Here is a 26,773-nt window from a genome sequence, read left to right on the forward strand (position 1 = left end):
GACATGTGGGCTCCTGGGGCAGTCGGACAGGTGGCGGCTGCTCCGACACCACCGGAGCAGCCGCTCTGTCTTTGTACTCCCATCGACACAGCCATACGGGGCGCGCGAACGACCGGTCTATGGGCAACCGCAAAGCGTGCTTGCGCCAGCGATGCTCTCGGTAGCCATTCACAGAACGTTACGTGGCACCGTCCCTGAAAAATACGGATTTACCGGCAACAGCTCCGGTAGCTAAGGTGACGCAGATCACAGTTTAGCGCGGCAGCGGTTCCGCAGCGTGACCAGCGCTCCCAGCGGCAAATGGCCAGTGCCTATCGTCAATGCGACACTTTTCGTATCAGTCCGGCCACGTTACGTTTAGCGGGTGTCAAAACAGCGCCCTAAACCGCTGGACGAGTGGGACTTCCGGGCGTTCATCGCTATCGCCGAGGAGCGTTCCTACGAGGACGCCGCGCGCCGGATGGCCGGCTTCCACGGCGGTTACAGTCGCCAATCCGTGCAACACCGGATCGCCAAGATCGAGAGCTGTGTCGGCGAGCCGCTGCTGCGCCGCAACGTCGACCGCCGCTACCTGCTGACTCCGGCCGGCGAGCGGGTCCTGCTGATCGCCCGGCAGGTCGTCGCCCTGCACGAGCGGATCGGCGCCGGCGCGGCCCGGCCCCACGTGTGGACGCTGGCCTGCGGGCCCCACCACACCCAGTTCGTCGCGCTCGCCGAGGACCGGCTGCGCGCGACCGACGGTGGCGACAACCTGCGGGTCGAATTCCTGGCGCAGCACAACCGGGCCGAGCACCAGTTCTTCGGCGACCCGGTCGACCGCCTGCTGCGCAACGAGTTCCACCTGATCATCGGCCCGCCGGTGCGCCGCCCCGGGCTGCGCTCGACCCGCCTCTACGAGGCCCGCCTCGAGGCGATGATCGACCGCGACTACCCCGGCGACCGCCTGCCGCTGGCCGAGCTGGTCAGCGACTACGAGGCGTTCCTGCAGCCGCGCGACGTCCGGGCCCGCCGGGTGCTCGAGGAGGCGATCGTGGCGGCCGGCATCCCCGACCCGGACCCGGCCGAACGGGTGGCGATGGAGACCTACGAGACCGCCACCAGCGTGATCCGGTTGCGCACCGAGCGCCGCCGACCACCCGGCCAGGGCCGCGGCCGCGTCCTGGTGGTCTCGTCCGACGTCGCCCTGCCGTTCAAGGCCGGCATGATGTTCGGCGGCGGCGACGCCGACAGGTTCAAGTGGGTCCCGATCGACCACGACTCGGCGCCGCTGCGCCTGGAGATCTGCGTGACGATCCGCGACGCCCACCAGGCGGCGCTGCGTCCGGTGATCGAGGCGCTCCGCGCGGGCGTCCACGAACTCGACCGCACGCCGCACCGGATCTCCGGCACACCCGCCACACGCGCCACACCGATCCCGACCCAACGCACCCAGGCACGCCAGGCGCGAACCTAGATCCATTGGCCCGCCACCCGATGTAGCCTCCCGGCATGACCACCACCGGCGGCCGGGTGCACCGGATCTACAGCGTCGTGGTGTTCATCGTCCTGGCGTCGCTCGACAACGTCGCGGTCGGCCTGGTGCCGCCGCTCTACGGCTCGATCGCCGACTCGTACGACGTGCCGCTGGGCCTGATCGGCACCGTGACCGCGACGTCGTTCCTGATCAGCGCCGTCGCCTCGGTGGCCTGGGCCTATTACGGCGACCGCGGCAACCGCAAGCCGCTGCTCATGATCGGCACACTGCTGTGGGCGGCGGGCATGGCGGGCAGCGCACTCGCCGGCACGTACCTCCTCTTCTTCGTCTCGATGGTCGCCGGCGCCGTCGGCCTGGGCGCCGTGAGTTCCGTCGGCTTCTCGGTGGTCAGCGACCTGATCAAGCCGAAACGCCGCGGCCTGGTGATGAGCCTGTGGGGCCTGTCGCAGGGCATCGGCACGTTCCTGGGCACGTTGCTCGGCGGCGTCCTGGGCGCGGCCGACTGGCGCCGCCCGTTCCTGGTGCTCAGCGCGGTCGGGCTGGTGGCCACGGTCGCGTACTTCTTCACCTACGACATCCGCCGCGGCCAGAGCGACCCGGAACTGGCCGAGGCGATCGCGGAGGGCCACGAGTACGACTACCGGATCAGCATGAAGAGCCTGCCCGCGATCGGGCACCGGCGTACGAACGTGTGGCTGATCCTGCAGGGGTTGCCCGCCCAGATCGCGTTCGGCTCGCTGGTCTGGCTCCCCGTGTTGTTCCGGGAGCGCGCGATCGACCAGGGCTACCCGACGGAGACGGCGATCGTGGTCGGCAGCGTCTTCGCGACCCTGTTCCAGCTTGGCGGCGCCCTCTCGATCCTCGGCGGCCTCCTCGGCGACAAACTCCAACGCCGCACCCTGCGCGGCCGCGCCCTCGTCGCATCGGTTGGCATCCTGGCCGCCGTACCCCTGTATCTGGTCCTGTTCTTCCTACCGTTCAAGATCGACGTGCCTCCCGACGCGGGCAGCGGGCAGATCGTCGGCTCGGCGCTGGCGAGCGTCTTCACGGAGCCCTCGGTCGGCCTCACTCTGCTGATCGCGATCGTCGCCCTGGCCCTGACCTCGGCGAACTCGCCGAACTGGTACGCCCTGATCGCGGACGTCAACCCACCCGAATACCGCGGCACGGTCTACAGCCTGGGCAACCTCACCAACGGCGTAGGCCGCGCGGCCGGCAACGGCCTGATCCCTCTCGCGTTCGCTGGTCTGGCCTCGACGTACGCGTCGCCTTTGAACTATTCGGTGGGGTTGGCGGCATTCCAGCTCTTCTTCATCCCGACGGGGGTCATGTACTGGCTCGCCTCCCGTAGCTCCGCCCGTGACATCACGGGGTTGCATTCGCTGTTGGAGAAGCGTGCGGAGGAGACGGCTAGCAGCCCGATCACGGATCCTCGGGACAATGAGATGAAGCGCTGAGGTCTTTGGCTCGGGTCCGCCTGGGTGACGACCGTTGCTCCCGCCAGACACCGCTCCGCTGCCAGGCCCGCGGCGGGTCACGGCAACGCCGCTCGGCCTCCGGCCAGCCGCGCGCGTTCATGCGGCCCCATGCCCCGCACGCGCAGCCTCGCGCGTCACGCCCACGACCACGCGGCCCGTCGCACATCACGCTGGCGCCGCTCGGACTTACGCGCCGCGCCCGGCGCGGCCCGAGCGTTCGCCGGCCACGCCCGCGTTCGCGCGGCCTCCGGCCAGCCGCGCGCGTTCACGCGGCCCCATGCCCCGCAAGCGCAGCCTCGCGCGCCACGCCCACGACCACGCGGGCCGTCGGACGTCACGCCGGGGCCGCCCGGACTTGCGCGCCGTGCCCGGCGCGGCCCGAGCGTTTGCCGGCCACGCCTGCGTTCGCGCGGCCTTTAGGCCCGGCCCGCACGCCATCGTGCGGCACGCACGGCCGCCCGGCCGTCACACGTCCACCGCGCCGCCCGGACGCGCCGCAGCGCGGCCCGGCGTTCCGCCGGCGACGCGTGCTTCACGCGGCGCTTCGGCCCGGCCCGCGCGGCATCGTGGGCCACGCATGGCCGCCGGGCGGTCACAGGTCACCCGCGCCGTCCGGACTTCACGCGCCGCAGCGGGGTCCGGCGTTCCGCCGGCGACGCGTGCTTCACGCGGCGCTTCGGCCCGGCCCGCGCGGCATCGCACGTGATGCCCATGGCTGCCCGGCAATGCACGTCACGCCCGCGCTGCCCGGCCATCGCACGTCAGGCCCGCCGCCGCCCGGCGGTTGCAGGTCAGGCCCGACGTCGCCTCGCCTTCGGCGGACACGCGCGCGTTACGCGGCCTCCCGGCCGCCGCTCGCGCGGCATCGGTCGGCACGCCCGCGTTCGGGTGACCGACGGGCCACCGCGCCCGTGGCGGCGCGGCCTGAGATGGCGGGTGATGATCGACATCGGGCTATCGGTTCCATGCTTGTTGGGACCAGGATTGGCCCCGAAGGTTCACCCCATCGTCTGAAGACGGCGCGGCGAGTTCGACGCGGGCCCGAGCGCAGCACCGGGCCTTCGGGGCGAGGGTGATGCGCGAAGGCGGCCTGGGGCGTGGAGCGCGAGGCCAGGCGGACCTGTGCGCTCCAGGCTGTATGGCGGGGAATGAAGCCGCGTAACGCGGGCGCGGCCGCGCCGAGGTTGGGCAACGCCGGGCGTGGTGGGCGGCGCCGGACGTGACGCGCGAAAGCGCGGCGGCCCCGGGGCTGACGCCGCGCGGACACCGCCGCGGCTTCCCTAAACGCCCGCGCGGCCCCGGGCATCAACGCCCGAGGCCCCGTGGAGCGCGCAACCAAGCGTCAGGTCAGCCGCGCCCAGACCGTGACGTCCGTGGGCACCTCGCGGCCCGCGACCGGCTCGCTCGACAGCAGGATCTCCGCCCCCGCCGGCAGCTCCGCCGGCACCGGGCCGAAGTTGGTCAAGACCAGCAGGTCGCCGTTGGTGAAGGAGAGCACCTCGCCCGGCGTCGGCACCCAGGTCAGCTCCCCGTGGCCCAGGGCGTGGGCCCGGCGGAGGCGGAGCGCCGCCACGTAGAGCTCGTAGGTCGAACCCGGCACCCCGACCTGGCGGTCCAACGCCAGCTCCCCGAAGGCCGCCGGCTGGGGAAGCCAGGAGCGGTCCGTCGGACCGAAACCGTACGACGGCGCGTCCGCCTCCCACGGGATCGGGACCCGGCAGCCGTCGCGGCCCACCGACGCGCCGTCCGTGCGGAACCAGGTCGGGTCCTGGCGCGCCTCGGCCGGCAGCGTCGTGTGTTCCGGCAGGCCGAGTTCCTCGCCCTGATAAAGGTAAGCCGAGCCGGGCAGGGCCAGCATCAGCAGCGTGGCCGCGCGGGCGCGGCGGAGGCCCAGGCCGGCATCCGGCTGCGGGTCGCCCGCCGCGATGCCGTTCGGGCGTGGCGTGCCGACCGGCAGGCCCAGGCGGGACGCGTGCCGCACCACGTCGTGGTTCGACAGCACCCACGTCGTGGGCGCGCCGACCGCGGCACTCGCCGCCAGCGAGCGCGAGATCACCGAGTGCTGGTCCGCCGGCGTCCAGGAGGCTTCCAGATACTCGAAATTGAAAGCCTGGTGCATCTCGTCCGGCCGCACATAAGCAGCGAGCCGCTCGGCCGGCTGCACCCACGCCTCGGCCACCAGGATCCGCTCACCCTCGTACGAGTCGAGGATCTTGCGCCAGCGGCGGTAGATCTCGTGCACGCCGTCCTGGTCCCACATCGGCGGCCGTGGGGCACCCTCGGCGCCCGGGCCCGTCAGCGGCATCATCGGCAGGTGCCAGTCGGCCAGGTCGGCCTGCTTCACCAGACCGTGCGCCACGTCGACCCGGAACCCGTCGACGCCCCGGTCCAGCCAGAACCGCAGGATGTCCTCGAACTCCGCCCGCACCTCCGGGTTGTCCCAGTTCAGGTCCGGCTGGCCGGCGTCGAACAGGTGCAGGTACCACTGGCCATCCGGCAGCCGCGTCCAGGCGTCACCACCGAAGACGCTCTGCCAGCTGTTCGGGGGGCCGTCGCCGCGCCCGTCGCGGAAGACGTAACGGTCCCGCTCGCGGCTCCCCGGCGCCGCGGCCAGCGCCTCCTGGAACCACACATGCTGGGACGACGTGTGGTTCGGCACCAGGTCGACGATCACCCGCAGCCCCCGGGCATGCGCCGAGGCGATCAGCTCGTCGGCGTCCGCGAGCCGCCCGAAGAGCGGGTCCACGGAGCGGTAGTCGGCCACGTCATATCCCGCGTCCGCCTGGGGCGACGGGTAGAACGGCGACAGCCACACCGCGTCCACGCCGAGCGCGGCCAGGTGGTCGAGGCGTCCGATGATGCCCGGCAGGTCGCCGATGCCGTCCCCGTCGGAGTCGGCGAACGACCGCGGGTAGATCTGATAGATGACGGCGTCGCGCCACCACTTCACGGGGTGCTCCAAACAATCTCGTACGGGGAATGCGAAAGCTCTAGTGTGCCCGCGGCGCCGCCGTCGAATCGCGGACGACCAGGCGGGTGGGCAGCACCACGGAGCGGTCACCATAGCCGCTCACGTCGCCGCGCAGCGGGCCGAGCAGTGTTTCCGCCGCGATCCGGCCCTGGTCGGCCGCCGGCTGCGCGATCGTGGTGAGCCCGACCACACCGGATACGTCGTGGTCGTCGACGCCGATCACGCTGACGTCGTCGGGCACCCGCAGGCCGGCCGAGCGCAGCGTGGCGATCGCACCCATCGCCATCTCGTCCGACGCCGCGAAGATCGCGGTCGGTGGGTCGCCACGCCCCAGCAGTTCCGCGGTCGCCTTGCTGCCGCCCGCGATCGTGAACGTCGCCTCCACGTCCAGCGCCGGATCAGGCTCGACCCCGTGCGCCCGCAGCCGCCGCTGGTAGCCCAGCCGGCGGTCGAGATGCGTGGAGATCGCCAACTCGTCGGTCGGGTCGCCGGAGATGTGCGCGATCCGCCGGTGCCCCAACGCGAGCAGATGATCGGTCGCCAGACACGCGGTCTCGACGTCGTCGATGCGTACGCTCGGCCAACCGGGCACCGCCGTCCCGGCGCTGACGGTCACGCCGGGCAGCGCCAGCCCGGCGACGGCGGCGAAGTCCCGCCCGGCCAGCGGCGTCGCCACCAGCATCAGCGCGTCGACCCGCTTGTGCAGGGTGCTCGTGTAGAGCAGCCGCTGCCGGGCGTGCTCGCTGCCGCCGAGGTTGAACAGCAGCAGGTCGTAGCCTGCCCGGTGCAGCCGCTCCTCCGCGGCCTCGACGACGGTGCTGAAGAACCACGGCGTGATCCGGGGTACGACCACCGCCACCGCCCGGGTCTTTCCACCCGCCAGTCGCGAGGCGCTGGGCGACGCGATGTAACCCAGCTGGGCGGCCGCCTCCAGCACCCGCTCCCGGGTGGTCTGCGAGACCGTGGGCAGGCCGCGCAGTGCCCGGGACACGGTGGCGGTGGAGACGCCCGCCAGCCGGGCCACGTCGTCGATCCTCGTCATGGTCCGTCACCTCACGCGTGCGGAAGGACGGTCACCGGCAAGAATCAGCCCTTGACGCTGCCGGTCAGCAGCCCTCGGACGAAGTACCGCTGCAGGGACAGGAACACGATCATTGGCACGACGATCGAGACGAACGCGCCCGCCGTCAACCGTTGCCACTCACCGCCCCGGGTGCCGGCCAGTTCGGCCAGCCGTACGGTCAGTGGTGCGACTTCTCGACCGCCACCCGCGAAGATCAGCGCGACCAGCAGGTCGTTCCAGACCCAGAGGAACTGGAAGATCGCCAGGGACGCCAGCGCCGGGGTGATCAGCGGCAGCACCACGCTCCGGAAGATCTTCGAGTGGCCGGCCCCGTCGACCCGGGCCGCCTCCATCAGCTCGCCCGGTAGCTGCGAGATGAAGTTGTGCAGCAGGAACACCGCGAACGGCAGCGCGAAGCAAGTGTGCGCGAACCACACCTGGACGAACTTCCCCTCGTTGTCGAGGTCCCAGGCGGGCAGCAGCGTGATGCCGCCCAGGGAGACACCGCGGGAGAAGAAGCTCAGCAGCGGCACCAGCGCCATCTGCAGCGGCACGATCTGCAGCGCGAAGACGCCGATGTAGAGCCAGTCCCGGCCCCGGAAGTTGATCCAGGACAATGCGTACGCGGCGAGGGCGGCGAACGCGATCGGGAACAGCACCGACGGGATCGTGATGACGATCGAGTTCACGAAGAAGTTCGCGAGCTGCCCGGACGAGGACGACCGTCCGAACAGGACCTGATTGTAGTTGTCCAGGGTCAGCTGCGGGTTCGTGAAGAACGTCCACCAGCCGGTCTGCTTGATGTCGTCTTCCGGCCGGAACGACGAGAGGAACAGGCCGAAGGTCGGCACGGTCCAGATCAGGGCGATGATGATCGAAACAGCAGTCGCGGTACGGCTGTTGAGGCGCTTGCGCACCCGCCCGGCCATGGTCCGGGGCGGCTGTTCCGCGGTCGCCTGGCCGGCGAGCACGGGCGTTGTGGTGGTCATGTTCAGCCCTCCCGCTGGCGACGCAGGTTGCGGATCTGGAAGATGACGATCGGGATGACCAGCACGAACAAGACGACGGCCAAGGCCGAGCCGTGCCCGGCCTCCTGGTAGCGGAAGGCCTGGTTGTACATCTCGAGCGCTACGACGTTGGTGTCGAAGTTGCCGTTGGTCATCGTCCGGACGATGTCGAAGATCTTCATCGTGCCGATGGTGATCGTGACGACGACGACGATCAGCGCGGGCCGGATGCTCGGCAGCGTGACCCGCCAGAACATCTGCCACGGCGTCACGCCGTCGAGGCGGGCGGCCTCGACGATGTCTGAGGGGATCGCCTTGATGGCCGCGGACAGGATGACCATCGCGAACCCGGCCTGGATCCAGACCATGACGACGATCAGCAGGAAGGTGTTGAGCGGCGGGCGGTCGATGTTCAACCACTGCTGTGGCGTCCCGCCCACGCTTACCCAGAGCCAGTTGAGCAGGCCGATCTGGTCGCCCTCGCCGCGGTACGCGTAGACGAAGCGCCAGATGATGCCCGCGCCGACGAACGAGATCGCCATCGGCAGGAAGATCAGCGACTTGGCGACCGCCTCGAACCGGGCCCGGTCGACCATCACCGCGTAGAGCAGGCCGACCGACGTGGCCAGCAGCGGCACCAGGATCACCCAGCCGGCGGTGTTCAGCAGGACGCGGACGATGTCGTTCTCTTGGAAGATCCAGCCGTAGTTGTCCAGGCCCACGAACGCCGACCCGTTGCCGTTGAACAGCGACAGGATGATCGTGCGGATCGCCGGGATCACCAGGCCGATGAGCAGCAGCAGGAGGGCCGGAAGCAGGAAGGCGAGGCCGAGCAGGCCTTCGCGGTGCTTGCGGGCGCGCCGGGCGACCGGTGCGTCACCGCCGCCGAGCGAAGCGGCGACCAGGGCTGCCTCACGGCGCCGCGCGAAGTAGTTGGGTACGACGTCGAGCAGGAGCAGCAGTCCACCGACCACCACCACGAACCCGATCACGCCGTACAGCAACATCGTCAGCTTCAGCGCGAAGTCTTCGAACTCCATCCGCCCTCCAGGATGCGAGCGTTGTGCGTTGGGGGTGTTGAAGCGAAGCGGTGGCCGGCCCTGCCGGGCCGGCCACCGTCATCGGCTTACTTGGGCCAGGAGCCCTCGATGCCGTTGAGCACCTCAGCGGTGCTCTTGCCGTTGATCCAGTCGACCATGCCCTTCCAGAACGTCCCGGCGCCGACAGCGGCGGGCATCAGGTCGGAGCCGTCGAACCGGAACACCGCGCTCTGGTCCTGGAGGATTTCCACGGCCAGCTTGTCGATCGGGTTCTCGACGTTGGCGATGTCGAGCTTCTTGTTGGCCGAGACCCAGTTGCCGAGCTTGGCCCGGTTGTTGGCGCCCTCGGCGGAAGCCAGGTAGGTCTGGACCTTCTGGACCTCGGGACGGTCGGCGAACGCGACGGTGAACTCGCCACCGCCGAGGACCGGCTTGCCCTTGGCCGGGTCGACCGGCGGCAGGTAGAAGGCGAAGGTGTCGCCGTCCTCGGCCACCTTGGTGCCCTCAGGCCACTGGTTGGCGTAGAACGACGCCATCCGGTACATCGCGCACTTGTTCTCCAGGATCGGCGTGCCCGCCTCCTGGAACGAGGTGGTGGTGATGCTCTTGACGTCACCGAAGCCGCCGTTGACGTACTTCGGGTCCTTCAGGATCTTGCCCACCCGGTCGACCGCCGAGGTGACCTTGGGGTCGTTGAACGGGATCGTGTGCTCGACCCACTGGTCGTAGACGTCGGCGCCCGCGTCGCGGAGCATGACGTCCTCGATCCAGTCGGTGGCCGGCCAGCCGGTCGCGTCGCCGGACTCGATGCCCGCGCACCACGGCTTGATGTTGGCCGCCGCGATGGTGTCGCTGAGCGCCATCATCTCGTCCCAGGTGGTCGGGACCTTCCAGCCCTTCTCGGCGAAGAGCTTCGGCGAGTACCAGACGAACGACTTGACGTTGGAGCCCATGGGGGCGCCGTAGAACTTGCCGCCGACGGTGGCGTAGTCCAGCCACTCCTTGGCGTAGTTCTCCTCGGCCATCTTCTTGGTGTCGGCCGAGGCCTCCTTGAGCTTGCCGGCGTCGGCGAAGCGCTTCAGCAGGCCGGGCTGCGGGATGAACGCGATGTCGGGGGCGTTGCCGCCGTCGACCCGCACCGGCAGCTGGGCCTCGAACTCGCCGCTGCCCTCGTATTCGATGGTGATGCCGGTGCAGTCCTCGAACTTCTTCCAGGAGTCCTCGAGGAGGTCGGCCTCGGCGTCACGGATGGATGCGTAGATCGAAACGGTGGTGCCGTCATTGCCCGTGTAGGCGTCGTACGCGGCGCAGTCAGCAGAAGTGCTGCCGCCGCTGTCGCCACCGTCGTCGCTGCTGCAGGCAGCGGCGCTGAGAGCCAGCGCCAGGGTGGTGGCGAGCACGAAGGCTTGGCGAGGTCTGGTAGAGACCGCCATGCCGTCCTCCTTCCTTGCCGGCGGTCGCGGGCGCGCTGGCCCGGTGCCGGTATCGAATGTGGGCGTGTTCACATGCAAGCGCTTGCACGGAAGTCCGTCCAGATCGTGGAAGGCACGACGATGTAACAATCGAGAAACCTACAGAGAGAAATGCACCGTTGTGACCTCGACAAATACGGCATGCCCGCCTGGAAACGCTCCAGGCGGGCATTTCGGCTGGTCGATATTTACAACGGACGTCTCGCTGACCTGCGCTACAAGGTCTCGCCGCCGGGACGCAACGCGACGGTGAACGGGGTCTCGGCGTGCCGGCCGCCGGTGCTCGGCGGGCCGGGCGGTGCCGCGAACTCCTCCTCGGTCATCGCCTTGAGTCCGCTGAACGCCATGCCGATGAGCGCCGCGGAGGTGATCAGGACGATGGGCACGAGCAGTTGCATCGGATTGACGCCCTGCACGTGGTGGATGCCCGACTCGTGCAGCCGGACCTGGATCGCGGCCATGCCCGTGTAGTGCATGCCGCACACCGCCAGCGCCATCACCACCGAGGCGAGGACGATCCGGCTCCAACTGCCGACCGTGACGGTGAACCAGAGCGCCACCGTCGCCGCCACGACGGCCACGCCGACGGATGCCAGGACCAGCCGCGGGTTGTAGCTGATCTCGCCGTAGACCCGCATGGCGAGCATGCCGGTGTAGTGCATGCCGACGACACCGAGCCCGGTCACGACACCGCCGCCGATGATCCGCAGCGCGCGGCGCCGGCCGAAGCCGACGATGAACAGCCCGAGGCCCACGGTGATCACCGAGAGCGCCAGGCTCGACATGGTCAGGTAGGGGTCGAAGCGCAGGGGGCTGGCCGGCACGGCGAACCCGAGGATCGCCATGAAGTGCATCAGCCAGATGCCGGCGCCGCCGATCGCGATCGAGGCGAGCACGAGCCACCGGGCCCGGCGGGCCCGCTGCCGGGTCTGCCGCGCCCGCGCGGTGCAGACGAGTCCGAGCAGCGAGCCGATGAACGACAGCAGGAACGCGGCCACCGGGTTGAAGGCGCCGTGTGCGAAGTGATGAATCTCGGCCACCCGGCAATCCCCGCACGGGCCCTGCGAAAACTAACGCACAGAGTGTCCGGCTAATCACGCGCAGCCGAACACCTGCCGGTACGACGGAACGCCGTCAGGGTCGTCACCTCGGTCGACGGATGGTGACCGAGATGACGACCCTGACGGGATCGGAGGGATCGGGGGTGCGGGCGGGACCAGTTCACGGGCCCGCGGGCCGTGGCGTCATGTATTGAAGATGCTGACGCCGCCGGGGCCGACCAGCAGGCCGACGATGATGAGGACGATGCCCCAGAGGATCTGCCGCCGCAGCAGCGCGAAGATGCCGGCGATGACGAGGATCGCGGCGAGGATGAACAGGAGTAGCGTCATGGCTGATCAATTACCCGAGGCCGTCGGAACGGAAACGTGCTCGGGCGCGAGGTTGAACACGCTGTAAGCCTGTTTGATGACGGGATGCGCGACGTTGCGCACCCGGACGCCGCCGGGCGTGCGGCCCCGCTCGGTGCCGTGGTGCGCGTGCCCGTGCAAGGCCAGCGCGGTCGGCGCCGAGTCGATCGCCTGAGCGAGCAGATAGGACCCGAGGAACGGGTAGATCTCCAACGGCTCCCCGGCCAACGTGTCGGGCACGGGGGAGTAGTGGGTCAGCGCCACCCGCACGTCGCAGTCGAGGTCGCGCAGGGCCGCGCCGAGCCGTTCGGCGACCGTGCCCGTGGTGCGCACGAACGCCTTCATCTCGGGCTCGCCGAACTCGCTCGCGCACCGGCCGGCGAAGCCGCCGCCGAAGCCTTTCACGCCGGCCACGCCCAGCCGTGTCCCACCCACGTCGACCACCGTGCTGTCGCCCTCGAGCACCGTGATGCCGGCGTCGGTCAACGCGGCCACCACGCCCGGCACCTCGTCACAGTGGTGGTCGTGGTTGCCGAGCACGGCGATCACGGGTACGCCGAGCCCGCCGAACTCCGTGGCCACGCACTTGGCCTCCGCCTCGGTGCCGTGCCGGGTCAGGTCGCCGGCGAGGAGCAGCATGTCGGCCTTGTCCGGCAGTTCCTCCAGCGCGGGCCGGAACCGGCCCAGCACGTCGCGGTCGATGTGCACGTCGCCGACGGCAGCGATCCTGATCACGCGAGCTCCTCCGCCTCGGTCGGCGCGGCCGCGCGGGTCACCCCGATGTCGGCCGCGATCTCGATGCCCGGGAACCGTTCGTGGACCAGGCGCACGATCTCGTCGCGGCGGTGCGGGCTCTCCACCTCGCCGCAGAGCACCAGGCCGGCGTCCGACCGGACGACGGTGATGCCCTGTTCCGCGACACCGAGATCCTCGGCCAGGGCGCGCTGCACCTCGGCCTCCGTGTAGTCGTTCATGAGTCCCTCCGGTAACCGGGGTACGGCACGACGTCGAGGCGGTCGAGCAACACCAGGAACGCCTCCGCGTACGGCGACTGCGCGGTCTCCTTGCGCACCCGGTCCCAGTCGATCTGCTCGCGCAGCGACCGGGCCAGCGGCAGGCCCCGGGCGAAGTCGCAGTAGTGCTGCGAGAAGCTGAGCAGCTTGTGCACCATCAGCCCGGTCGCCGAGAGCACCGGCATCTGGATCGCGTCGACCGTCCGGGTGACGGTGTCGCCGAACGTCTCGTCGGTCACCGGGCTCTCGATCGGCCGGTGGATGAGGTCGACCAGGCGGCCGTCCTCGTCGTAGACCTTGACCAGCCAGTCCTCCGGCGGCCGCTCGGCGGTGAAGCCCGCCTCCACCAGCGTGGCCAGCGCCCGCTCCGCGTCCTCCTCCTTGATCAGGAAGTCCACGTCGTGGTCGCTGGAGTGCCCGCCGTGCGCGTACACCGCGAAGCTTCCGGCCAGTGCGAACGGAATCTCCGACTGCTTGAGGACGGCGGCGACCCGCTTGAGGGTCACCAGCAGCGAATCGTCCCCGTGCGATGCCATATCGCCTCTCCCGTCGTGTCAGGAACCATCCCCGTACCCGTGGGTCCACGGGCTCACACCTGTAACGAGTGGTGATTTAGCCTGGTTCATCCCGTTGATGCGCTCCGCGTGCCCCGGCCCGCTAGCGTTGTGCGGCATGGCGGGTGACGGGACGCGGGGGCGGTTGCGCACGGTCGCGCTGATCGGCATCGACGGGTCCGGCAAGACGACCCAGGCCAACCGGGTGGCGGTCGTGCTCGCCGACGCGGGCCTGCCGGCCAGCTACCGGCAGAACGCGGGCGGGCGGGCCTGGTTCGGCCACTTCGCCCGCCGGTTCGGCCTGGCGGACGGGCCGGCCCTCTTCGGTCGCGGCGGCATGCTGCTGGTCGAGTCGGTGCTGCGCTGGCTCGCGATCGCCCGCACCCACCTGCGCTCGGCGTTCGCCCGCGACCTCGCGGTGATGGACCGCCACGCGGTGGACCAGTACGTGAGCATCCGCGCGCACGCCGGCGGGCGGGGCGAGCGGTTCGCCCGGCTGGCCTACGGCCTGTTCGCGGCGCCGGACGTCACCGTGCTGCTGGCCATCGACCCGCGCGACGCGTACCGGCGGATCGAGGAGCGCGGCACCGACCACGAGAGCCTGGAATACCTGGCGACGGCCGACGCGGCGTTCCGCTCGCTGCCCGAGTCGCCGGGCTTCCTGGTGGTCGACGCGGGCGGCGCCCCGGACGAGGTGACGACCGCGGTGCTGGCCGCGCTGCGCCCGTGGCTGCCGCCGCTGCGCCTGCCGCCGGACCTGGACCCGGAGCTCAGGCCCGTCCGTACACCGGAATAGCGGCCCCGCTGGTCGGCGCCGACTCGTCGCTCGCCAGGAACTTGATCACCGCCGCGATCTCCGCCGGCGGCACCCACTTGCCGAAGTCGGCGTCGGGCTGCTCGCGCCGGTTCTGCGGTGTGTCGATGACGCTCGGCAGCACCGTGTTGCAGCGCACGCCGCGCTGCTTGTAGTCGGCCGCGACACCGTTGGAGAACGCCAGCACGGCGGCCTTCGACAGGGCGTAGGCGCTGCCCGTGGCGAACGGCGCCAGCGCCGCGCGGGCCGACAGGCAGACCACCGCGCCACCCTCGCGGAGCAGGTGCGGAAGGGCGTACGAGGTGACCAGGAAGGTGGGCCGGACGTTGATCGCCAGCAGCCGCTCGACCTCCTCGACGGGCGTCTCGTGCACGAGCGTGCCGCCGCCGTACCCGCCGACGAGGTTGACCACCGCGCGCAGGGGCGCGGCGTCGTCGGAGGCCGCCGCGTCGACCGCCGCCCGGACCGACGCGGAGTCGGTGAGGTCCGCGGCCACCTCCATGACGCCGGCGCGGTCGGTCTTCATCGGGCTGCGCACCGGGGCGACCACGCGCCAGCCGGAGTTGACGAACTCGTCGACGACGGCGCCGCCGAGCCCGCCGTGCGCACCGGTGACCAGGACCGTCCGACCGTTCATGCGTTCACCGTAACCGTTCCGCTGTCAGTGAAAGCCCCTGTCGCGCACGCGCCACGCCCCCGCATCATCGGGCGATGCGACTTCTCGTACTCGGTGGAACGGCTTTCCTCGGCCGCGCGGTGGCCCGGCTCGCGCGGGCGGACGGCCACGACGTGACCTGCCTGGCCCGCGGCGAATCTGGCGGCACGGTCGACGGCGTGCGGTTCGTGACGGGTGACCGGGACCGGCCCGACGGTCTGTCCGCAGTGGATGGTGAGACGTTCGACGCGGTGGTCGACGTCACGATCCGGCCCAGTCACGCCCGGCACGCGGCGGCGGCGTTGGCCGGCCGGGTCGGCCACTACTCGTTCGTCTCGACCTGCAACGTCTACCCCGACGACGCCACGCCGGGGCAGCGCGCCGACACCGCCAAGCTGCACGATCCCGCCCCGCCCGAGGTGGACAACCCGCGCGACGGGCAGATGGACATGTACGGGCCGTGCAAGGTGGCCGCCGAGAACGCGATCCGCGACGGCATCGGCGCCGACCGGGTGTTCCTCCTGCGGGCCGGCCTGATCGTCGGCCCCGAGGACCGCAGCGACCGCTTCCCGTACTGGATCGCCCGGATGCGCCGCGGTGGCGAGGTGCTCGCGCCGGGCGACCCCGACGACCTCGTGCAGTTCAGCGACGTCGACGACCTCGCCGCGTGGCTGCTGCTCGCCGGCACGACGGGCCTCGCCGGTGCCTACGACGGTGCCTGCGTGCCGATGCCGAGGTCGCGCTTCCTCGAGGAGATGCGCGCCGCGCTGGCACCCGAGGACACCACGCTCACCTGGGTCGCGCAGGAGTTCCTGGTGGAGCACGACGTGCGGCCGTGGTCGGGGGAGCGGGCGCTGCCGCTCTGGCTGCCCTTGCCCGAATACGCCGGCTTCATGACCAGGGACACCGCCCGCTCGGCGGAGGCCGGTCTGACGGCCCGTCCGATTGCCGACACGGCCCTGCGTACGGCCGACTGGATGGAAGCGTTTCCGCAGGACGTCAAGGCCGGCGGGTTGGCCGCCGCGGACGAGGCGATCGTCCTGCGGGACTGGCACGCCCGGTCGGCCTGACCCGGCACCGCGGGTAGTTGACGGCGCTCGGCGCGTGAAAGTAAGTTTCATGCGTGGCGAAGACAGCGAAGGTTTCTGCGATGCCCGAGCCGGGCCTGATCGTCCAGATCAGCGGCCTGCTCCCGGCGCTGTCTCCGGCCGAGCAGCGGGTGGCCCGGCTCGTCGTCGCCGATCCGGCCGACGCGGCCCGGCGGACCATCACCGACCTGGCGACGGCGGCCGAGACCTCCGAGGCGACGGTCATCCGGTTCTGCCGGTCCGTCGGCCTCGAAGGCTACCCGCAGCTACGGATCCGGCTCGCCGCCGAGGCCGCCCGCCGGGTCGAGCCGCCGGACGCCCGGGTCGTCGGCGGCGACATCCCGCCGGGCGCCGACTTCGCCCAGATCATCGCCACGATCGCGTTCAACGACGCCCGGGCCGTCGAGGAGACCGCGCAGCAACTCGACCCCGAGGTCTGCGAGGCGGTCGTCGAGGCGCTCAACGCCGCGACCCGGATCGAGATCTACGGGGCCGGCGCGAGCGGTTTCGTCGCCTCCGACTTCCAGCAGAAGCTGCACCGGATCGGCCGCACCGCCTACTACTGGCCCGACGTGCACGCCGCGCTGACCTCGGTGGCGCTGCTCGGCAAGGGCGACGTCGCGATCGGCATCTCGCACACCGGCACCACCGGTGACGTGCTCGACGTGCTCGACGTCGCCCGGTCCCGCGGCGCGACCACGGTCGCGCTCACCAACTTCCCGCGGTCGCCGATCGCCGACGTCGCCGACCACGTGCTGACCACGGCGGCCCGCGAGACCACCTACCGCTCCGGCGCCACCGCCAGCCGGCTGGCGCAACTCACCGTCGTCGACTGCCTGTTCGTCGGGGTCGCGGCGCGCAACCGGGCCAAGGCCAGAAAGGCGCTGGAGGTCACCGCGGAGGCGGTGCGGTCCCGCCGGGTCGCGCGGCGGCGCGGGTGAGCGGTCCCGAGGTGGTGCGCGTCGCGGCACCGACCGAGCGGCGCAACCCGGCATCGCTCGACCTCGACCTGCTGCCGACCCGCGACGTCCTGCAGCTGATCAACGACGCCGACCGGACCGTGCCCGGTGTGGTGGCCGACGTCCTCGACCCCGTCGTGGTCGCCGTCGACCTGGCGGTCGAGGCGCTGCGTTCCGGCGGCCGGGTGCACTACTTCGGCGCCGGCACGTCGGGCCGCGTCGGCGTGGTCGACGCCGCCGAGCTGCCGCCGACCTTCGGCTCGCCGGTCGGCTGGTTCTGCCCGCACCTGGCCGGCGGCCGCGACGCCATGTGGGGCGCCGTCGAGGACGCCGAGGACGACGTCGCGGCCGGCGCCACGGAGGCCGGCGACTGCGTCCGGGCCGGCGATCTCGTGGTGGGCCTGGCCGCCTCCGGGCGTACGCCCTATGTGCTCGGTGCGTTGCGCGCGGCCCGGGCACTCGGCGCGCGCACCGCGCTGGTGGCCGCCGACCCGCACGCCGCCGCCCGCGCCGAGGTCGACGTGTTCGTCGGCCTCGACACCGGCCCCGAGGTGGTCACCGGCTCGACCCGGATGAAGGCCGCGAGCGCGCAGAAACTGGTGCTGCACGCGTTCTCGACGACGGTGATGGTGCGCCTCGGCCGGGTCTACTCGAACCTGATGATCGACATGTCGGCCACCAACGCCAAGCTGCGCGGCCGGATGATCTCGATCCTGATGGAGGCGACCGGCTGTCCGGAAGCCGACTGCACCCGGGCGCTGACCGCCGCCGACGGCGATCTCAAGACCGCGCTGGTGTCCCTCGTCTCAGGCGCCGCGGTGACGGAAGCCCGTGCCGCCCTGGCGCGTTCACATCAACAGGTCCGGGAAGCACTCGCGCTCCTGACCTGAGGTTTCCGGCGTGATGATGCAGTGAACCGTGGCGCTCTGTGGTGCGTATCACTACACAGTGATGCGAATCCCAGCGGAGCAGTGGTCTACGTCGCTGCGGGAGAACAGCCGGAAATGGTGTGATAAATAGGGCGCGCGGACGGCCAATGGCGGCAGGCTCGCGGCGCGATTCTCAGAACCCTGAGAGTTGGCCGAGTGAATATGACACTCACTCTCAGGAACCACTCAGGCATTCGTGACAGTTTCGACTCGCAAGACGGAATCCCCGGAGCGTCTCAACTGTTGTGTAGGTGTCAGCACCGATGAGGCACCTCACGAGTTACCGGGGAGGGGCAGGTCGGTGTGAAGCACGAGAACGTTGGGGTAACCGAGGGGACAGTGGGCAACGTGGAGAACAACATCGTGATGCGCACGGACGAGGTCGCCGAGGAGCGCGACCTGGTCGGCGTCTACCTGCACGAGATCTCCCGCACGCCGTTGCTCGACGCGGCCCGGGAGGTCGAGCTCTCCAAGTCGATCGAGGCCGGTCTCTACGCGGAGCACCTGCTCGATGTGGACAAGATTCCCGATGGTGTGCAGCGCGACGAGCTCGAGCGGCTGGTCGTCGAGGGTGACCGGGCCAAGGACCTGTTCATCCGTGCCAACCTGCGGCTCGTCGTGTCGATCGCGCGGCGCTACGTGCGGTCCGGCATGCCGATGCTCGACCTGATCCAGGAGGGCAACACCGGCCTGGTGCGCGCCGTCGAGAAGTTCGACTACGAGCGCGGTTTCAAGTTCTCCACCTACGCCACCTGGTGGATCCGCCAGGCCATCAGCCGCGCGATCGCCCAGCAGGAGCGCACGGTGCGCTTGCCGGTGCACCTCGTGGAAGACGTCAACCGCATGCGCAACGTCGCCCGCCAGCTCACCCGTGAGCTCGGCTCCGACCCCGAGCCCGAGCAGATCGCGGCCGCCCTCGGCGTCCCGGTCGAGCGCGTGCACGAGCTGGTCCGCTGGTCGCAGGACACGGTGTCCCTGGACACCCCGGTCGGCGACGACGGCGACACCAACCTCGGCGACCTGGTCGCCGACAACGACGCGCCGTCTCCCGAGGACGTGGTGCTCTCCACCCTTGAGCGCCAGCGCATCGAGAGCCTGCTCAACCACCTCGACGACCGGTCGGCCGGCATCATGCGGGCCCGCTACGGCCTCGAGGACGGGCGCGAGCACTCGCTCACCGAGGTGGCGTCGCGGTTCTCGCTCTCCCGCGAGCGGATCCGCCAGCTCGAGATCCAGGCCCTCGGCCGGCTCCGCGAGCTGGCCCGGGCAGAGGGCCTGCAGGCGGCCTGACCGAAACCGACAACGGCCCGGCGTCCCCATCCGGGGCGCCGGCCGTTTTCGTCGCCGCTCAGGCCGTGCGGGTGATGGTCAGGTCGAGCCCCTTGTCGGGGTCGTAGGTCCAGGACGCCTGGAAGCCCGGCCATGCGCCGTCGCGCTTCCCGTCGCTGGTGCGCGTGGAGAACATCCGCTGCTTGATGTTCTCGGGCACCCGGGCCTCCTCGAGGATGCACTCGAGCCCGGTCAGGCTGACGCCGTCGCGGTCCTTCTCGCCGGCGTTGTCGACGTGCAGGGTCGCCCCGCCGTCCTCGACGCGCGTCCCGGTCGAGGACTCGTCGCACACCTGTTGCGTCCGCTGCAGGAGGTCGGCCGGCGGTGACTCCGGCTCGCCGCCGCTGGGCGTCAGCGCGATCGCCGCGGCGCCGAGGGCGACCAGCATGAGCGCCGCCCCACCACCGATCACGATCGCGGTCCTTCTCGTCCGCCGGGTCGACGCGGACGGCTCGTCGTGCGGTGTCTGTGCGGTCTCGAACACGGTGGCCCCCTCGTTCGCGCAACGAACGAGCAGGTCAGCGGGTTACGCGGGGGCGGACCGAACCGGTCCGCCCCCGTTGGGGCCGAATCAGCGCACGCGGCCGTAGCCGTACGGCGACATCATGTCGACCGACGCCAGCTTCACGGACTCGCCGAAGGTCGGCGCGTGGATCACCTGGCCACCACCGACGTAGAGCGCCACGTGCCCCAGCCCGGAGTAGAAGACCAGGTCGCCCGCCGCCAGTTGGCTCCGGGAGATGTGCGCGACCTTGTCCCACTGCATCGCGGCGTTGTGCGGCAGCGACTTCCCGGCCGCCTTCCAGGCCGCGAGGGTCAGGCCCGAGCAGTCGTAGCCGTTCGGCCCCTCGGCCGCCCAGACGTACGGGGTGCCGATCGCGTTGTACGCGTAGCGCACCGCCACACCGGCCTTGCCCGACACCGACGGGATCTTCCCGCTGTAGCCCGACCCGCTCGAGGTCGCCGACCCGTACGCCGCCTTGCGGAGGTCGTACAACTTGTCGAGGTCGGCCTCGATCTTCTTCTTGCGGGCCTGCAGCTCCTTGGCCTGCGCGTCCTGCTGTGACCGCGCCGTCGCCAGCCGCTGCTGGTCGGTGCTGAGCTGCTCGCGGGTCGCCTGGAACGCGTCGATCTGCGTCTGCCGCTCCCGGGCCAACGCGTCCAGCGCCGACATCCGGTCGAGCAGGCCGTCGCTGCCGCCCAGCAGGGCGCCGGCGGTGCCGAGACGACCGGTCTGGTACGCGGCGACGGCGATGTCACCGACGTCGGACTGGGCCTCGTCGAGCTGCTTCTGCAGCGGGCCCAGCCGGTCGGCGACCTGGCCCGCCTCCTTCTTCGTTGCCTTCGTCTCCTCGTTGAGCTTGTTGTAGGCCTCGACGACCTTCTCCAGCTCCGCGGACGACTTGTTGATTTTCGCGGTGAGCTCGCTGGCCGACGGTTCGGCCGACGCCATGCCCGCGGGCAGGGCGACGACGACCGCCATGGTGACCAGCACGAGCGCACGCAGCGACATCCGTGCTGACGACAAGGGCAGACCCTTCTTCCGCTCGCCGCCTACCGGGTTAGCTGTCGGGTTCGGGCGGGAAGAAGGCCCTACCGCGCGGTGCGGATTCACCCCAGTACTCGGGTGGGTCCCCGATTCGCCGTGAGGCCCAGTCGTCGAGACGCACCCGGGGGAACCGGGCACGGCGCGGGCCGGCGATTCGGCGGCACCGGCGCGGTGCCACCCGGGGGGATGGCTTGGGGACCACACCGGCCGCCTCACCGTAACCCCGCACCCCACCAGCACAAAGGGTCGCAGGGGTGAACTGCGCCGGTATCGCCTGAATGATCCGCCGTGGAAGCGGGACAGCTCACTCCCCCGGGCAAAGAAATTTCATTGGCAGTGCAAAAATCTTGGAAGCGGCTCTAGCGACGCGGGTTACTACGTAGTTAAATGTGTTTCACCTTGTGACGCACACCACATCAGACCGCACATAAGTGGGGCGCCCCCGTTGCTGCAAGTCCGAAATCTCGAGGTCGTCTACGACGACGTGATGCTTGTGTTACGCGGTGTCTCGCTCGACCTCCCGAGCGGCGCCGTCGTCGCTCTGCTCGGTGCCAACGGAGCGGGCAAGACGACACTGCTGCGCGCCCTGACCGGACTGCTCGACGTCCACGACGGCGCGGTGACGAAAGGCTCGGTCACCCTCGACGGCGACCCGATCCAGGGCCTGCGCCCGGCCGCCATCGTGCGGCGGGGCATCAGCCAGGTCATGGAGGGCCGCCGGATCTTCGGTGAGCTGAGCGTGGAGGACAACCTCCGCGTCGGTGGCCACACCAACGCCGGCGCCGTCGGCGAGCGGCTCGACCACGTCTACGGCCTCTTCCCGGTGCTCAAGGAGCGCCGCCGGAAGCTGGCCGGCTACCTGTCCGGAGGTGAGCAGCAGATGCTCGCGATGGGGCGGGCGCTGATGGCGAAACCTCGCTACCTGCTGCTCGACGAGCCGAGCCTCGGCCTCGCGCCGCGCCTGGTCGACCAGGTCCGCGAGATCATCGTCGAGATCAACAAGTCGGGCACGGCGGTCCTGCTGGTCGAGCAGAACGCCGCGATGGCCCTCTCGGTCGCGAGCCACGGCTACGTGCTGGAGACCGGCAAAGTGGTGCTCGACAAGCCCGCCGACCGCCTGCTCGCCGACGACGACGTCCGCGAGTTCTACCTCGGCCTCGGCGCCGCCGACGCGGGCGCGGCCCGCCGCTCGTTCCGCGACGTCAAGCACTACAAACGGCGCAAGCGGTGGTTGTCATGAGCGAGCGCAGCGAGCGCGGCCAGCTCAGTGACCGTCGTTCGCGCTCCGCCGACCGAAGGGAGGCGGCGGCGTGAGCGATGACATTCTCGTTTTCGACGACGTACACCTGAGTTTTGCCGGTGTGAAGGCGATCGACGGCATCAGTTTCACCGTCGGCGAGCGCGAGCTGTTCGCCATCATCGGGCCCAACGGTGCCGGCAAGACCTCGATCTTCAACGTGCTCTCGGGCGTCTACCGCCCGCAGCGCGGCCGGGTCCTCTTCGACGGCACCGACCTGATCGGGCGCCGCCCGCACCAGATCGCGGCGCGCGGCATGGCCCGCACCTTCCAGAACGTGGAGCTGTTCGCCAACCTCACCGTCCTCGACAACCTGATGCTCGGGCGACACCACCACATCGGGTACGGGACGCTGGCGGCCCTGGCCTGGCTGGGCAAGGCCCGGCGGGCCGAGGTGGCGGCGCGCGAGCGGGTCGAGGACATCATCGACTTCCTGGAGCTCGAGCAGTGGCGCCGCCTGCCGGTCGGCCTGCTGCCCTACGGCGTGCAGAAGCGGGTCGAGCTCGGCCGGGCCCTGGCGATGGAGCCCAAGCTGCTCCTCCTCGACGAGCCGGTCGGCGGCATGAACGTCGAGGAGACCGAGGACATGGCCCGCTACATCCTCGACATCCGCGACGAGCTGGACATCCCGATGGTGCTCGTCGAGCACGACATGGGCCTCGTGATGGACCTGGCCGACCGGGTCATGGTCGTCGACTTCGGCCACCCGGTGGCCACCGGGGTCCCCGGCGAGATCCAGCACGACCCCGACGTGATCCGTGCCTATCTGGGAGAGGTGGAACGGGCGTGACGCTGGCACCGACGCGCACCGACACGGTGACGACGATCGCGTCCCGGATCCGCGACCGGGCAGCCGGGACACCGGACGGCGTCGCCATGCGCGAGAAGCACCACGGCATCTGGCGGCAATACACCTGGAGCGACTACTGGGACCAGGCCCTGACCGTGGCGCACGGGCTGCTCGCCCTCGGCGTGCGGCCGGGCGACCGGGTCGCGGTGCACGCCGACAACCGGCCCGAGTGGCTGTTCACCGACATCGCCACCGTGGCGGTGCGGGCCACCACGGTCGGGCTCTACCCGACCAACCCGGCGCCCGAGGTCGGCTACCTGCTCTCGCACTCCGGTGCCCGGGTGCTCGTCGCCGAAGACCAGGAGCAGGTCGACAAGGCGCTCGAGGTGATCGGCGACTGCCCCGACCTGGAGCGGGTGATCTACCTCGAGCCGCGCGGCATCCGGCACCGCTACGACCACCCGGCGCTGCTCGCCTGGAGCGACCTGCTGGCGCTGGGCCGGGAGCACCGGGCCGCGCACGCCGACGCGGTCGCTGACCTGATGGCCACCGCGACGCCCGACGACATCGCCACGCTGATCTACACGTCGGGCACGACCGGCCCGCCGAAGGGCGCCATGCTGTCGGTGGCCAATGTGGACTTCGCGGTACGCACGATCAGCGCCGGCCGCGGCTTCTCCGGCGCGCCGCCCGGCCCCCGCGACCTGCTGGTCTCCTATCTGCCGCTGTGCCACGTCGCCGAGCGGATCTTCACGATCTGGTTCAACGCGGGCGCCGGCATCCAGGTCAACTTCGCCGAGTCGATCGCGACCGTGCAGGCCAACCTGCGCGAGGTGCAGCCGACGATCCTGTTCGGCGTGCCCCGGATCTGGGAGAAGATGCTGGCCACGGTCCAGATCAAGCTGGCCAACGCGTCGCCGGTCAAGCGGCTCAACGCCCGGCTGTGGCTGCGGGTGGCCGACCGGATCGGTGCCACGCTCGTGCGCACCGGCGGCACGCACACCGCCGGCACCCGGCTGGCGTACGCGATCGGTTGGCTCTTCTTCTATCGCTCCCTGCGCGAACGGGTCGGCATCGGCCGGGTCCGGTTCGCGGCCTCCGGCGCCGCCCCGATCGCCCCCGACGTGCTGCGCTTCTTCATGGGCATCGGCGTCCCGATGTACGAGGTCTACGGCATGACCGAGAGCTCGGCCATCGCGACCGGCAACCGGCCCAACCGGATCCGCCTCGGCACGGTCGGCGAGCCCGAGGAGAGCACCGAGCTGCGGCTCGACCCGGCCACCGGCGAGATCCAGATCCGGCACGACGGCGTGTTCGTCGGCTACTTCAACGACCCGGCCGCGACGGCCCGCGCCAAGACCGAGGACGGCTGGCTGCGCACCGGCGACGTGGGGGAGTGGGAGGCCGGGACCGACGGCACGGCCGCGACGCACCTGCGGATCACCGACCGGGCCAAGGACATCATGATCACGTCGGGCGGCAAGAACATCGCGCCCAGCGAGATCGAGAACGCGCTCAAGGCATCTCCTTACGTCAAAGAGGCGATCCTGATCGGTGACCGCAAGCCGTTCCTGGCCGCGCTGATCGGCATCGAGCTCGACACGGTCGGCGAGTGGGCGCAGCGCCGCGGCATCGGCTACACGACCTACCGCGACCTGTCCGACAAGAGCGAGGTGCGCGCGCTGGTGCAGTCGGTCGTCGACGACGTCAACCGCCGGCACGCGCCGGTCGAGCAGGTCCGCGAGTTCCGGATGCTGCCCAAGGAGCTCGACCACGAGGACGGCGAGCTGACCGCCACGCAGAAGGTGCGCCGCTCCGCGGTGGCCGAGCTCTTCGGCGACCTGGTCGACGACATCTACCAGGCCAAGGCCGCCGCATGACCGTATTGGTGGAGGGCGTCCTGCGGGGCGTCGGGATCGGCAGCGTGTACGCGTTGCTGGCGCTCGGGTTCGTCATCATCTACAAGGCGACCCGGGTGATCAGCTTCGCCCAGCCCGCGCTCATGCTCGCCGGTGTCGTGCTGGTCAGCCACCTCGCGTCGCCGCTCGGCTTCTGGGGCGCGCTGCCGGTCGCGGCACTGCTCACCGCGCTGCTCGGGCTCGGCATCGAGCGCGGCGCGGTGCGCCCGATGATCGGCCGGCCGGCGTTCGTGGTCGCGATCATCACGCTCGGCGTCGACGTGGCCATCCGGGTGGTGGTCAACGTCTTCATCGGCCTCGACGTGCGCAACGTGCACGACCCCTGGGGCCTGTCCACAGTGGTCATCGGCGACGTGCACATCGCCCAGCGGCACATCGCCGCCTTCCTGACCGCGGCCCTGCTGGTCGGCGCGCTGTTCGCGTTCTTCCGGTTCAGCCGGATGGGGCTCGCGATGCGGGCCGCCGCCGACGACCAGGAGGCGGCGCTGGCCCAGGGCGTCTCGGTGGGCGCGGTGTTCGCGCTGAGCTGGGCGCTGGCCGGCGCGCTGGCCGCGGTCGGTGGCACGTTCGCCGCCGCCGGTGGCAGCTTCGACGGCACGCTCTGGCTGACCGCGCTCGTCGCCCTGCCGGTCATCATCCTCGGCGGGCTCGACTCGCTGCCCGGCGCGGTGGTCGGCGGGCTCGCCGTCGGCGTCGCGCAGGAGGTGGTCGCCACCTACCAGAACGACATGCCCTGGCTGGGCGGCAACGTCTCGGTGATCACGCCGTACGTGCTGATGCTGTTGGTCCTGCTCGTCCGCCCGTACGGGCTGTTCGGCACCCGGGAGGTCGAGCGGGTATGACGGTCGCCACCAAGGCCCCGCGCGGAAGGCCGCTGCTCTACACGTCGTACCCCCGTGAGATGGGGCTGTTCCCGACGACCACCCGCAAGGTGGCGTTCGGCGTGCTGCTCGCGGTCACCGCCGTGCTGCCCTTCATGCTGGCCGACGCGGAGCTCCAACTGCTCGCCACGTGCTGCATCGCGGCGATCGGCGCGATCGGGCTGGGGCTGGTCACCGGGTACGCGGGCCAGGTCTCGCTCGGGCACGCGTTCTTCCTCGGCATCGGGGCCTACACCGCCTCGGTGATCAGCGGTGATCCCGACGGTCGTACCCTCGGCCTCGGGGTGACCAACATCCTGGTCTGGCTGCCCGTCGCCGGCCTGGTCGCCGGGCTGTTCGGCGTGATCGTCGCGCCGCTGGCCACCCGGCTGCGCGGTCTCTACCTGGCGATCGTGACGCTCGGCCTGGTCTTCATCGGCGCGCACATCTTCAACGAGTGGTCGAGCCTGACCGGCGGTGTGGGCGTCGGTCGGCCGGCGCCCACGCTGGAGATCTTCGGCTACCCGCTCGGCACCACCACGGCCTCGGCGACCCGCGACCAGAAGCTGTTCTGGCTGATGGCCGGGCTGCTGGTGGTGTTCGCGCTGGCGGCCCGCAATCTCGCCCGTTCGCGGGTCGGCCGGGCGTTCACGGCGATCCGCGACCGCGACATCGCGGCCGGCGTGATCGGCGTCAACCTGGCCCGCTACAAGACGATCGCGTTCGCCGTGTCGTCCTTCTACGCCGGTTGCGCGGGCGCGCTGCTGTTCACGGTGACCGGGTTCGTCGAACCCACCTCGTTCAGCCTGCTGCTTTCGGTGCAGTACATCGCGATGGTGTTGATCGGCGGCGCCGGCACCATCTCCGGTGCGATCGCGGGAGCGTTCTTCATCACCCTGCTGCCGCGGATCATCCGCGAGCTGCAGGCGGTGTTCCCGTTCATCAGCACGGACGCCAACGAGGTGCCCAACGTCCTGCAGGTCGAGTCGATCCTCTACGGCGTCCTGATCATCGTGTTCCTGATTTTCGAACCGCGCGGGCTCTTCGGCCTGTGGGTCCGCGCGCGCAACTACTGGAAGTCCTGGCCCTTCTCCTACTAAGAG

The 26,773-nt window shown here is 70.6% G+C and carries 25 protein-coding genes and 1 riboswitch; of the genes, 12 read left to right on the top strand and 13 right to left on the bottom strand.

The window, feature by feature from the left end; all coding sequences use genetic code 11:
* Window positions 1-364: 364 nt before the first annotated feature.
* Window positions 365-1,453 (top strand): LysR family transcriptional regulator, encoded by a 1,089-nt coding sequence (locus tag Asi02nite_RS01790; RefSeq protein ID WP_203710320.1) that lies wholly within the window; start codon window positions 365-367, stop codon window positions 1,451-1,453.
* Window positions 1,454-1,488: 35 nt separating this feature from the next.
* Window positions 1,489-2,931 carry an MFS transporter gene (locus Asi02nite_RS01795; protein ID WP_203710321.1) on the top strand — a complete coding sequence of 481 codons (1,443 nt, stop codon included), beginning with the start codon at window positions 1,489-1,491 and terminating at the stop codon, window positions 2,929-2,931.
* A 1,363-nt stretch (window positions 2,932-4,294) separates the two neighbouring features.
* Here Asi02nite_RS01795 and Asi02nite_RS01800 read toward each other — a convergent pair.
* The 10 genes from Asi02nite_RS01800 to Asi02nite_RS01845 all read right to left on the bottom strand — a co-directional run bounded on the left by Asi02nite_RS01800 (window position 4,295) and on the right by Asi02nite_RS01845 (window position 13,463).
* On the bottom strand, window positions 4,295-5,902 hold the full coding sequence (locus tag Asi02nite_RS01800; RefSeq protein WP_239126407.1) for a glycoside hydrolase family 13 protein: 1,608 nt from the start codon (window positions 5,900-5,902) through the stop codon (window positions 4,295-4,297).
* A 40-nt stretch (window positions 5,903-5,942) separates the two neighbouring features.
* Window positions 5,943-6,965: a LacI family DNA-binding transcriptional regulator gene (locus Asi02nite_RS01805; protein ID WP_203710325.1), complete on the bottom strand. Its 1,023-nt coding sequence runs from the start codon at window positions 6,963-6,965 to the stop codon at window positions 5,943-5,945.
* 44 nt (window positions 6,966-7,009) lie between these two features.
* Window positions 7,010-7,975: a carbohydrate ABC transporter permease gene (locus Asi02nite_RS01810; RefSeq protein WP_203710327.1), complete on the bottom strand. Its 966-nt coding sequence runs from the start codon at window positions 7,973-7,975 to the stop codon at window positions 7,010-7,012.
* 2 nt (window positions 7,976-7,977) lie between these two features.
* The gene (locus tag Asi02nite_RS01815; RefSeq protein WP_203710329.1) at window positions 7,978-9,033 is read right to left on the bottom strand and encodes a carbohydrate ABC transporter permease; all 1,056 of its coding nucleotides are present in this window, start codon (window positions 9,031-9,033) and stop codon (window positions 7,978-7,980) included.
* A gap of 86 nt (window positions 9,034-9,119) precedes the next feature.
* Window positions 9,120-10,466 (bottom strand): ABC transporter substrate-binding protein, encoded by a 1,347-nt coding sequence (locus Asi02nite_RS01820; RefSeq protein ID WP_203710330.1) that lies wholly within the window; start codon window positions 10,464-10,466, stop codon window positions 9,120-9,122.
* A gap of 254 nt (window positions 10,467-10,720) precedes the next feature.
* Complete coding sequence (locus tag Asi02nite_RS01825; protein ID WP_203710332.1) at window positions 10,721-11,545, bottom strand: MHYT domain-containing protein; 825 nt, start codon at window positions 11,543-11,545, stop codon at window positions 10,721-10,723.
* A gap of 204 nt (window positions 11,546-11,749) precedes the next feature.
* Window positions 11,750-11,896 carry a GPGG-motif small membrane protein gene (locus Asi02nite_RS01830; RefSeq protein WP_203710334.1) on the bottom strand — a complete coding sequence of 49 codons (147 nt, stop codon included), beginning with the start codon at window positions 11,894-11,896 and terminating at the stop codon, window positions 11,750-11,752.
* Between the two features lie 6 nt (window positions 11,897-11,902).
* A complete protein-coding gene (locus Asi02nite_RS01835; RefSeq protein WP_203710335.1) occupies window positions 11,903-12,649 on the bottom strand; it encodes a metallophosphoesterase family protein in 747 nt (248 codons plus the stop codon).
* On the bottom strand, window positions 12,646-12,888 hold the full coding sequence (locus Asi02nite_RS01840; RefSeq protein ID WP_203710337.1) for a hypothetical protein: 243 nt from the start codon (window positions 12,886-12,888) through the stop codon (window positions 12,646-12,648). Before Asi02nite_RS01840 ends, Asi02nite_RS01835 begins: the two co-directional genes overlap by 4 nt.
* Window positions 12,885-13,463, bottom strand: a complete 579-nt coding sequence (locus Asi02nite_RS01845; protein WP_203710339.1) for a nucleotidyltransferase family protein — start codon at window positions 13,461-13,463, stop codon at window positions 12,885-12,887. Before Asi02nite_RS01845 ends, Asi02nite_RS01840 begins: the two co-directional genes overlap by 4 nt.
* A gap of 136 nt (window positions 13,464-13,599) precedes the next feature.
* Here Asi02nite_RS01845 and Asi02nite_RS01850 point away from each other — a divergent pair, with 136 nt between their 5' ends.
* On the top strand, window positions 13,600-14,277 hold the full coding sequence (locus tag Asi02nite_RS01850) for a dTMP kinase (protein ID WP_203710341.1): 678 nt from the start codon (window positions 13,600-13,602) through the stop codon (window positions 14,275-14,277).
* Here the strand turns inward: Asi02nite_RS01850 and Asi02nite_RS01855 are convergent.
* Complete coding sequence (locus Asi02nite_RS01855; RefSeq protein ID WP_203710343.1) at window positions 14,252-14,932, bottom strand: SDR family NAD(P)-dependent oxidoreductase; 681 nt, start codon at window positions 14,930-14,932, stop codon at window positions 14,252-14,254. The genes Asi02nite_RS01850 and Asi02nite_RS01855 overlap by 26 nt on opposite strands.
* A gap of 74 nt (window positions 14,933-15,006) precedes the next feature.
* Here Asi02nite_RS01855 and Asi02nite_RS01860 point away from each other — a divergent pair, with 74 nt between their 5' ends.
* The 4 genes from Asi02nite_RS01860 to Asi02nite_RS01875 all read left to right on the top strand — a co-directional run bounded on the left by Asi02nite_RS01860 (window position 15,007) and on the right by Asi02nite_RS01875 (window position 19,216).
* A complete protein-coding gene (locus Asi02nite_RS01860; RefSeq protein WP_203710344.1) occupies window positions 15,007-16,020 on the top strand; it encodes an NAD-dependent epimerase/dehydratase family protein in 1,014 nt (337 codons plus the stop codon).
* Window positions 16,021-16,100: 80 nt separating this feature from the next.
* Window positions 16,101-16,979: a MurR/RpiR family transcriptional regulator gene (locus Asi02nite_RS01865; protein ID WP_373312111.1), complete on the top strand. Its 879-nt coding sequence runs from the start codon at window positions 16,101-16,103 to the stop codon at window positions 16,977-16,979.
* Window positions 16,976-17,887: an N-acetylmuramic acid 6-phosphate etherase gene (locus Asi02nite_RS01870; RefSeq protein ID WP_239126408.1), complete on the top strand. Its 912-nt coding sequence runs from the start codon at window positions 16,976-16,978 to the stop codon at window positions 17,885-17,887. The genes Asi02nite_RS01865 and Asi02nite_RS01870 overlap by 4 nt, the downstream gene beginning before the upstream one ends.
* 405 nt (window positions 17,888-18,292) lie before the next feature.
* Window positions 18,293-19,216, top strand: coding sequence for a sigma-70 family RNA polymerase sigma factor (locus Asi02nite_RS01875; RefSeq protein WP_373312115.1), 924 nt, complete (start codon window positions 18,293-18,295; stop codon window positions 19,214-19,216).
* 58 nt (window positions 19,217-19,274) lie between these two features.
* Here the strand turns inward: Asi02nite_RS01875 and Asi02nite_RS01880 are convergent, their stop codons facing one another.
* Entirely contained in the window at window positions 19,275-19,739 is a 465-nt protein-coding gene (locus Asi02nite_RS01880; protein ID WP_203710350.1) for a hypothetical protein, read from the bottom strand.
* Between the two features lie 87 nt (window positions 19,740-19,826).
* Entirely contained in the window at window positions 19,827-20,783 is a 957-nt protein-coding gene (locus Asi02nite_RS01885; RefSeq protein WP_203710351.1) for a C40 family peptidase, read from the bottom strand.
* A gap of 8 nt (window positions 20,784-20,791) precedes the next feature.
* Window positions 20,792-20,918, bottom strand: a riboswitch (cyclic di-AMP (ydaO/yuaA leader).
* A 373-nt stretch (window positions 20,919-21,291) separates the two neighbouring features.
* On the opposite strand from Asi02nite_RS01885, the gene Asi02nite_RS01890 reads away from it, so the two are divergent.
* The 5 genes from Asi02nite_RS01890 to Asi02nite_RS01910 all read left to right on the top strand — a co-directional run bounded on the left by Asi02nite_RS01890 (window position 21,292) and on the right by Asi02nite_RS01910 (window position 26,770).
* Window positions 21,292-22,044, top strand: coding sequence for an ABC transporter ATP-binding protein (locus tag Asi02nite_RS01890; protein ID WP_203710486.1), 753 nt, complete (start codon window positions 21,292-21,294; stop codon window positions 22,042-22,044).
* Window positions 22,045-22,114: 70 nt separating this feature from the next.
* Entirely contained in the window at window positions 22,115-22,891 is a 777-nt protein-coding gene (locus Asi02nite_RS01895; RefSeq protein ID WP_239126409.1) for an ABC transporter ATP-binding protein, read from the top strand.
* Window positions 22,888-24,771, top strand: a complete 1,884-nt coding sequence (locus Asi02nite_RS01900; protein ID WP_203710352.1) for an AMP-dependent synthetase/ligase — start codon at window positions 22,888-22,890, stop codon at window positions 24,769-24,771. The genes Asi02nite_RS01895 and Asi02nite_RS01900 overlap by 4 nt, the downstream gene beginning before the upstream one ends.
* Window positions 24,768-25,652 (top strand): branched-chain amino acid ABC transporter permease, encoded by an 885-nt coding sequence (locus tag Asi02nite_RS01905; RefSeq protein WP_203710353.1) that lies wholly within the window; start codon window positions 24,768-24,770, stop codon window positions 25,650-25,652. The genes Asi02nite_RS01900 and Asi02nite_RS01905 overlap by 4 nt, the downstream gene beginning before the upstream one ends.
* Complete coding sequence (locus Asi02nite_RS01910) at window positions 25,649-26,770, top strand: branched-chain amino acid ABC transporter permease (protein WP_203710354.1); 1,122 nt, start codon at window positions 25,649-25,651, stop codon at window positions 26,768-26,770. The genes Asi02nite_RS01905 and Asi02nite_RS01910 overlap by 4 nt, the downstream gene beginning before the upstream one ends.
* The last annotated feature ends 3 nt before the right edge of the window (window positions 26,771-26,773 follow it).

The sequence above is a fragment of the Asanoa siamensis genome (genome assembly GCF_016862555.1).
In the GTDB taxonomy this organism is placed as follows: Bacteria; Actinomycetota; Actinomycetes; order Mycobacteriales; family Micromonosporaceae; genus Asanoa; species Asanoa siamensis.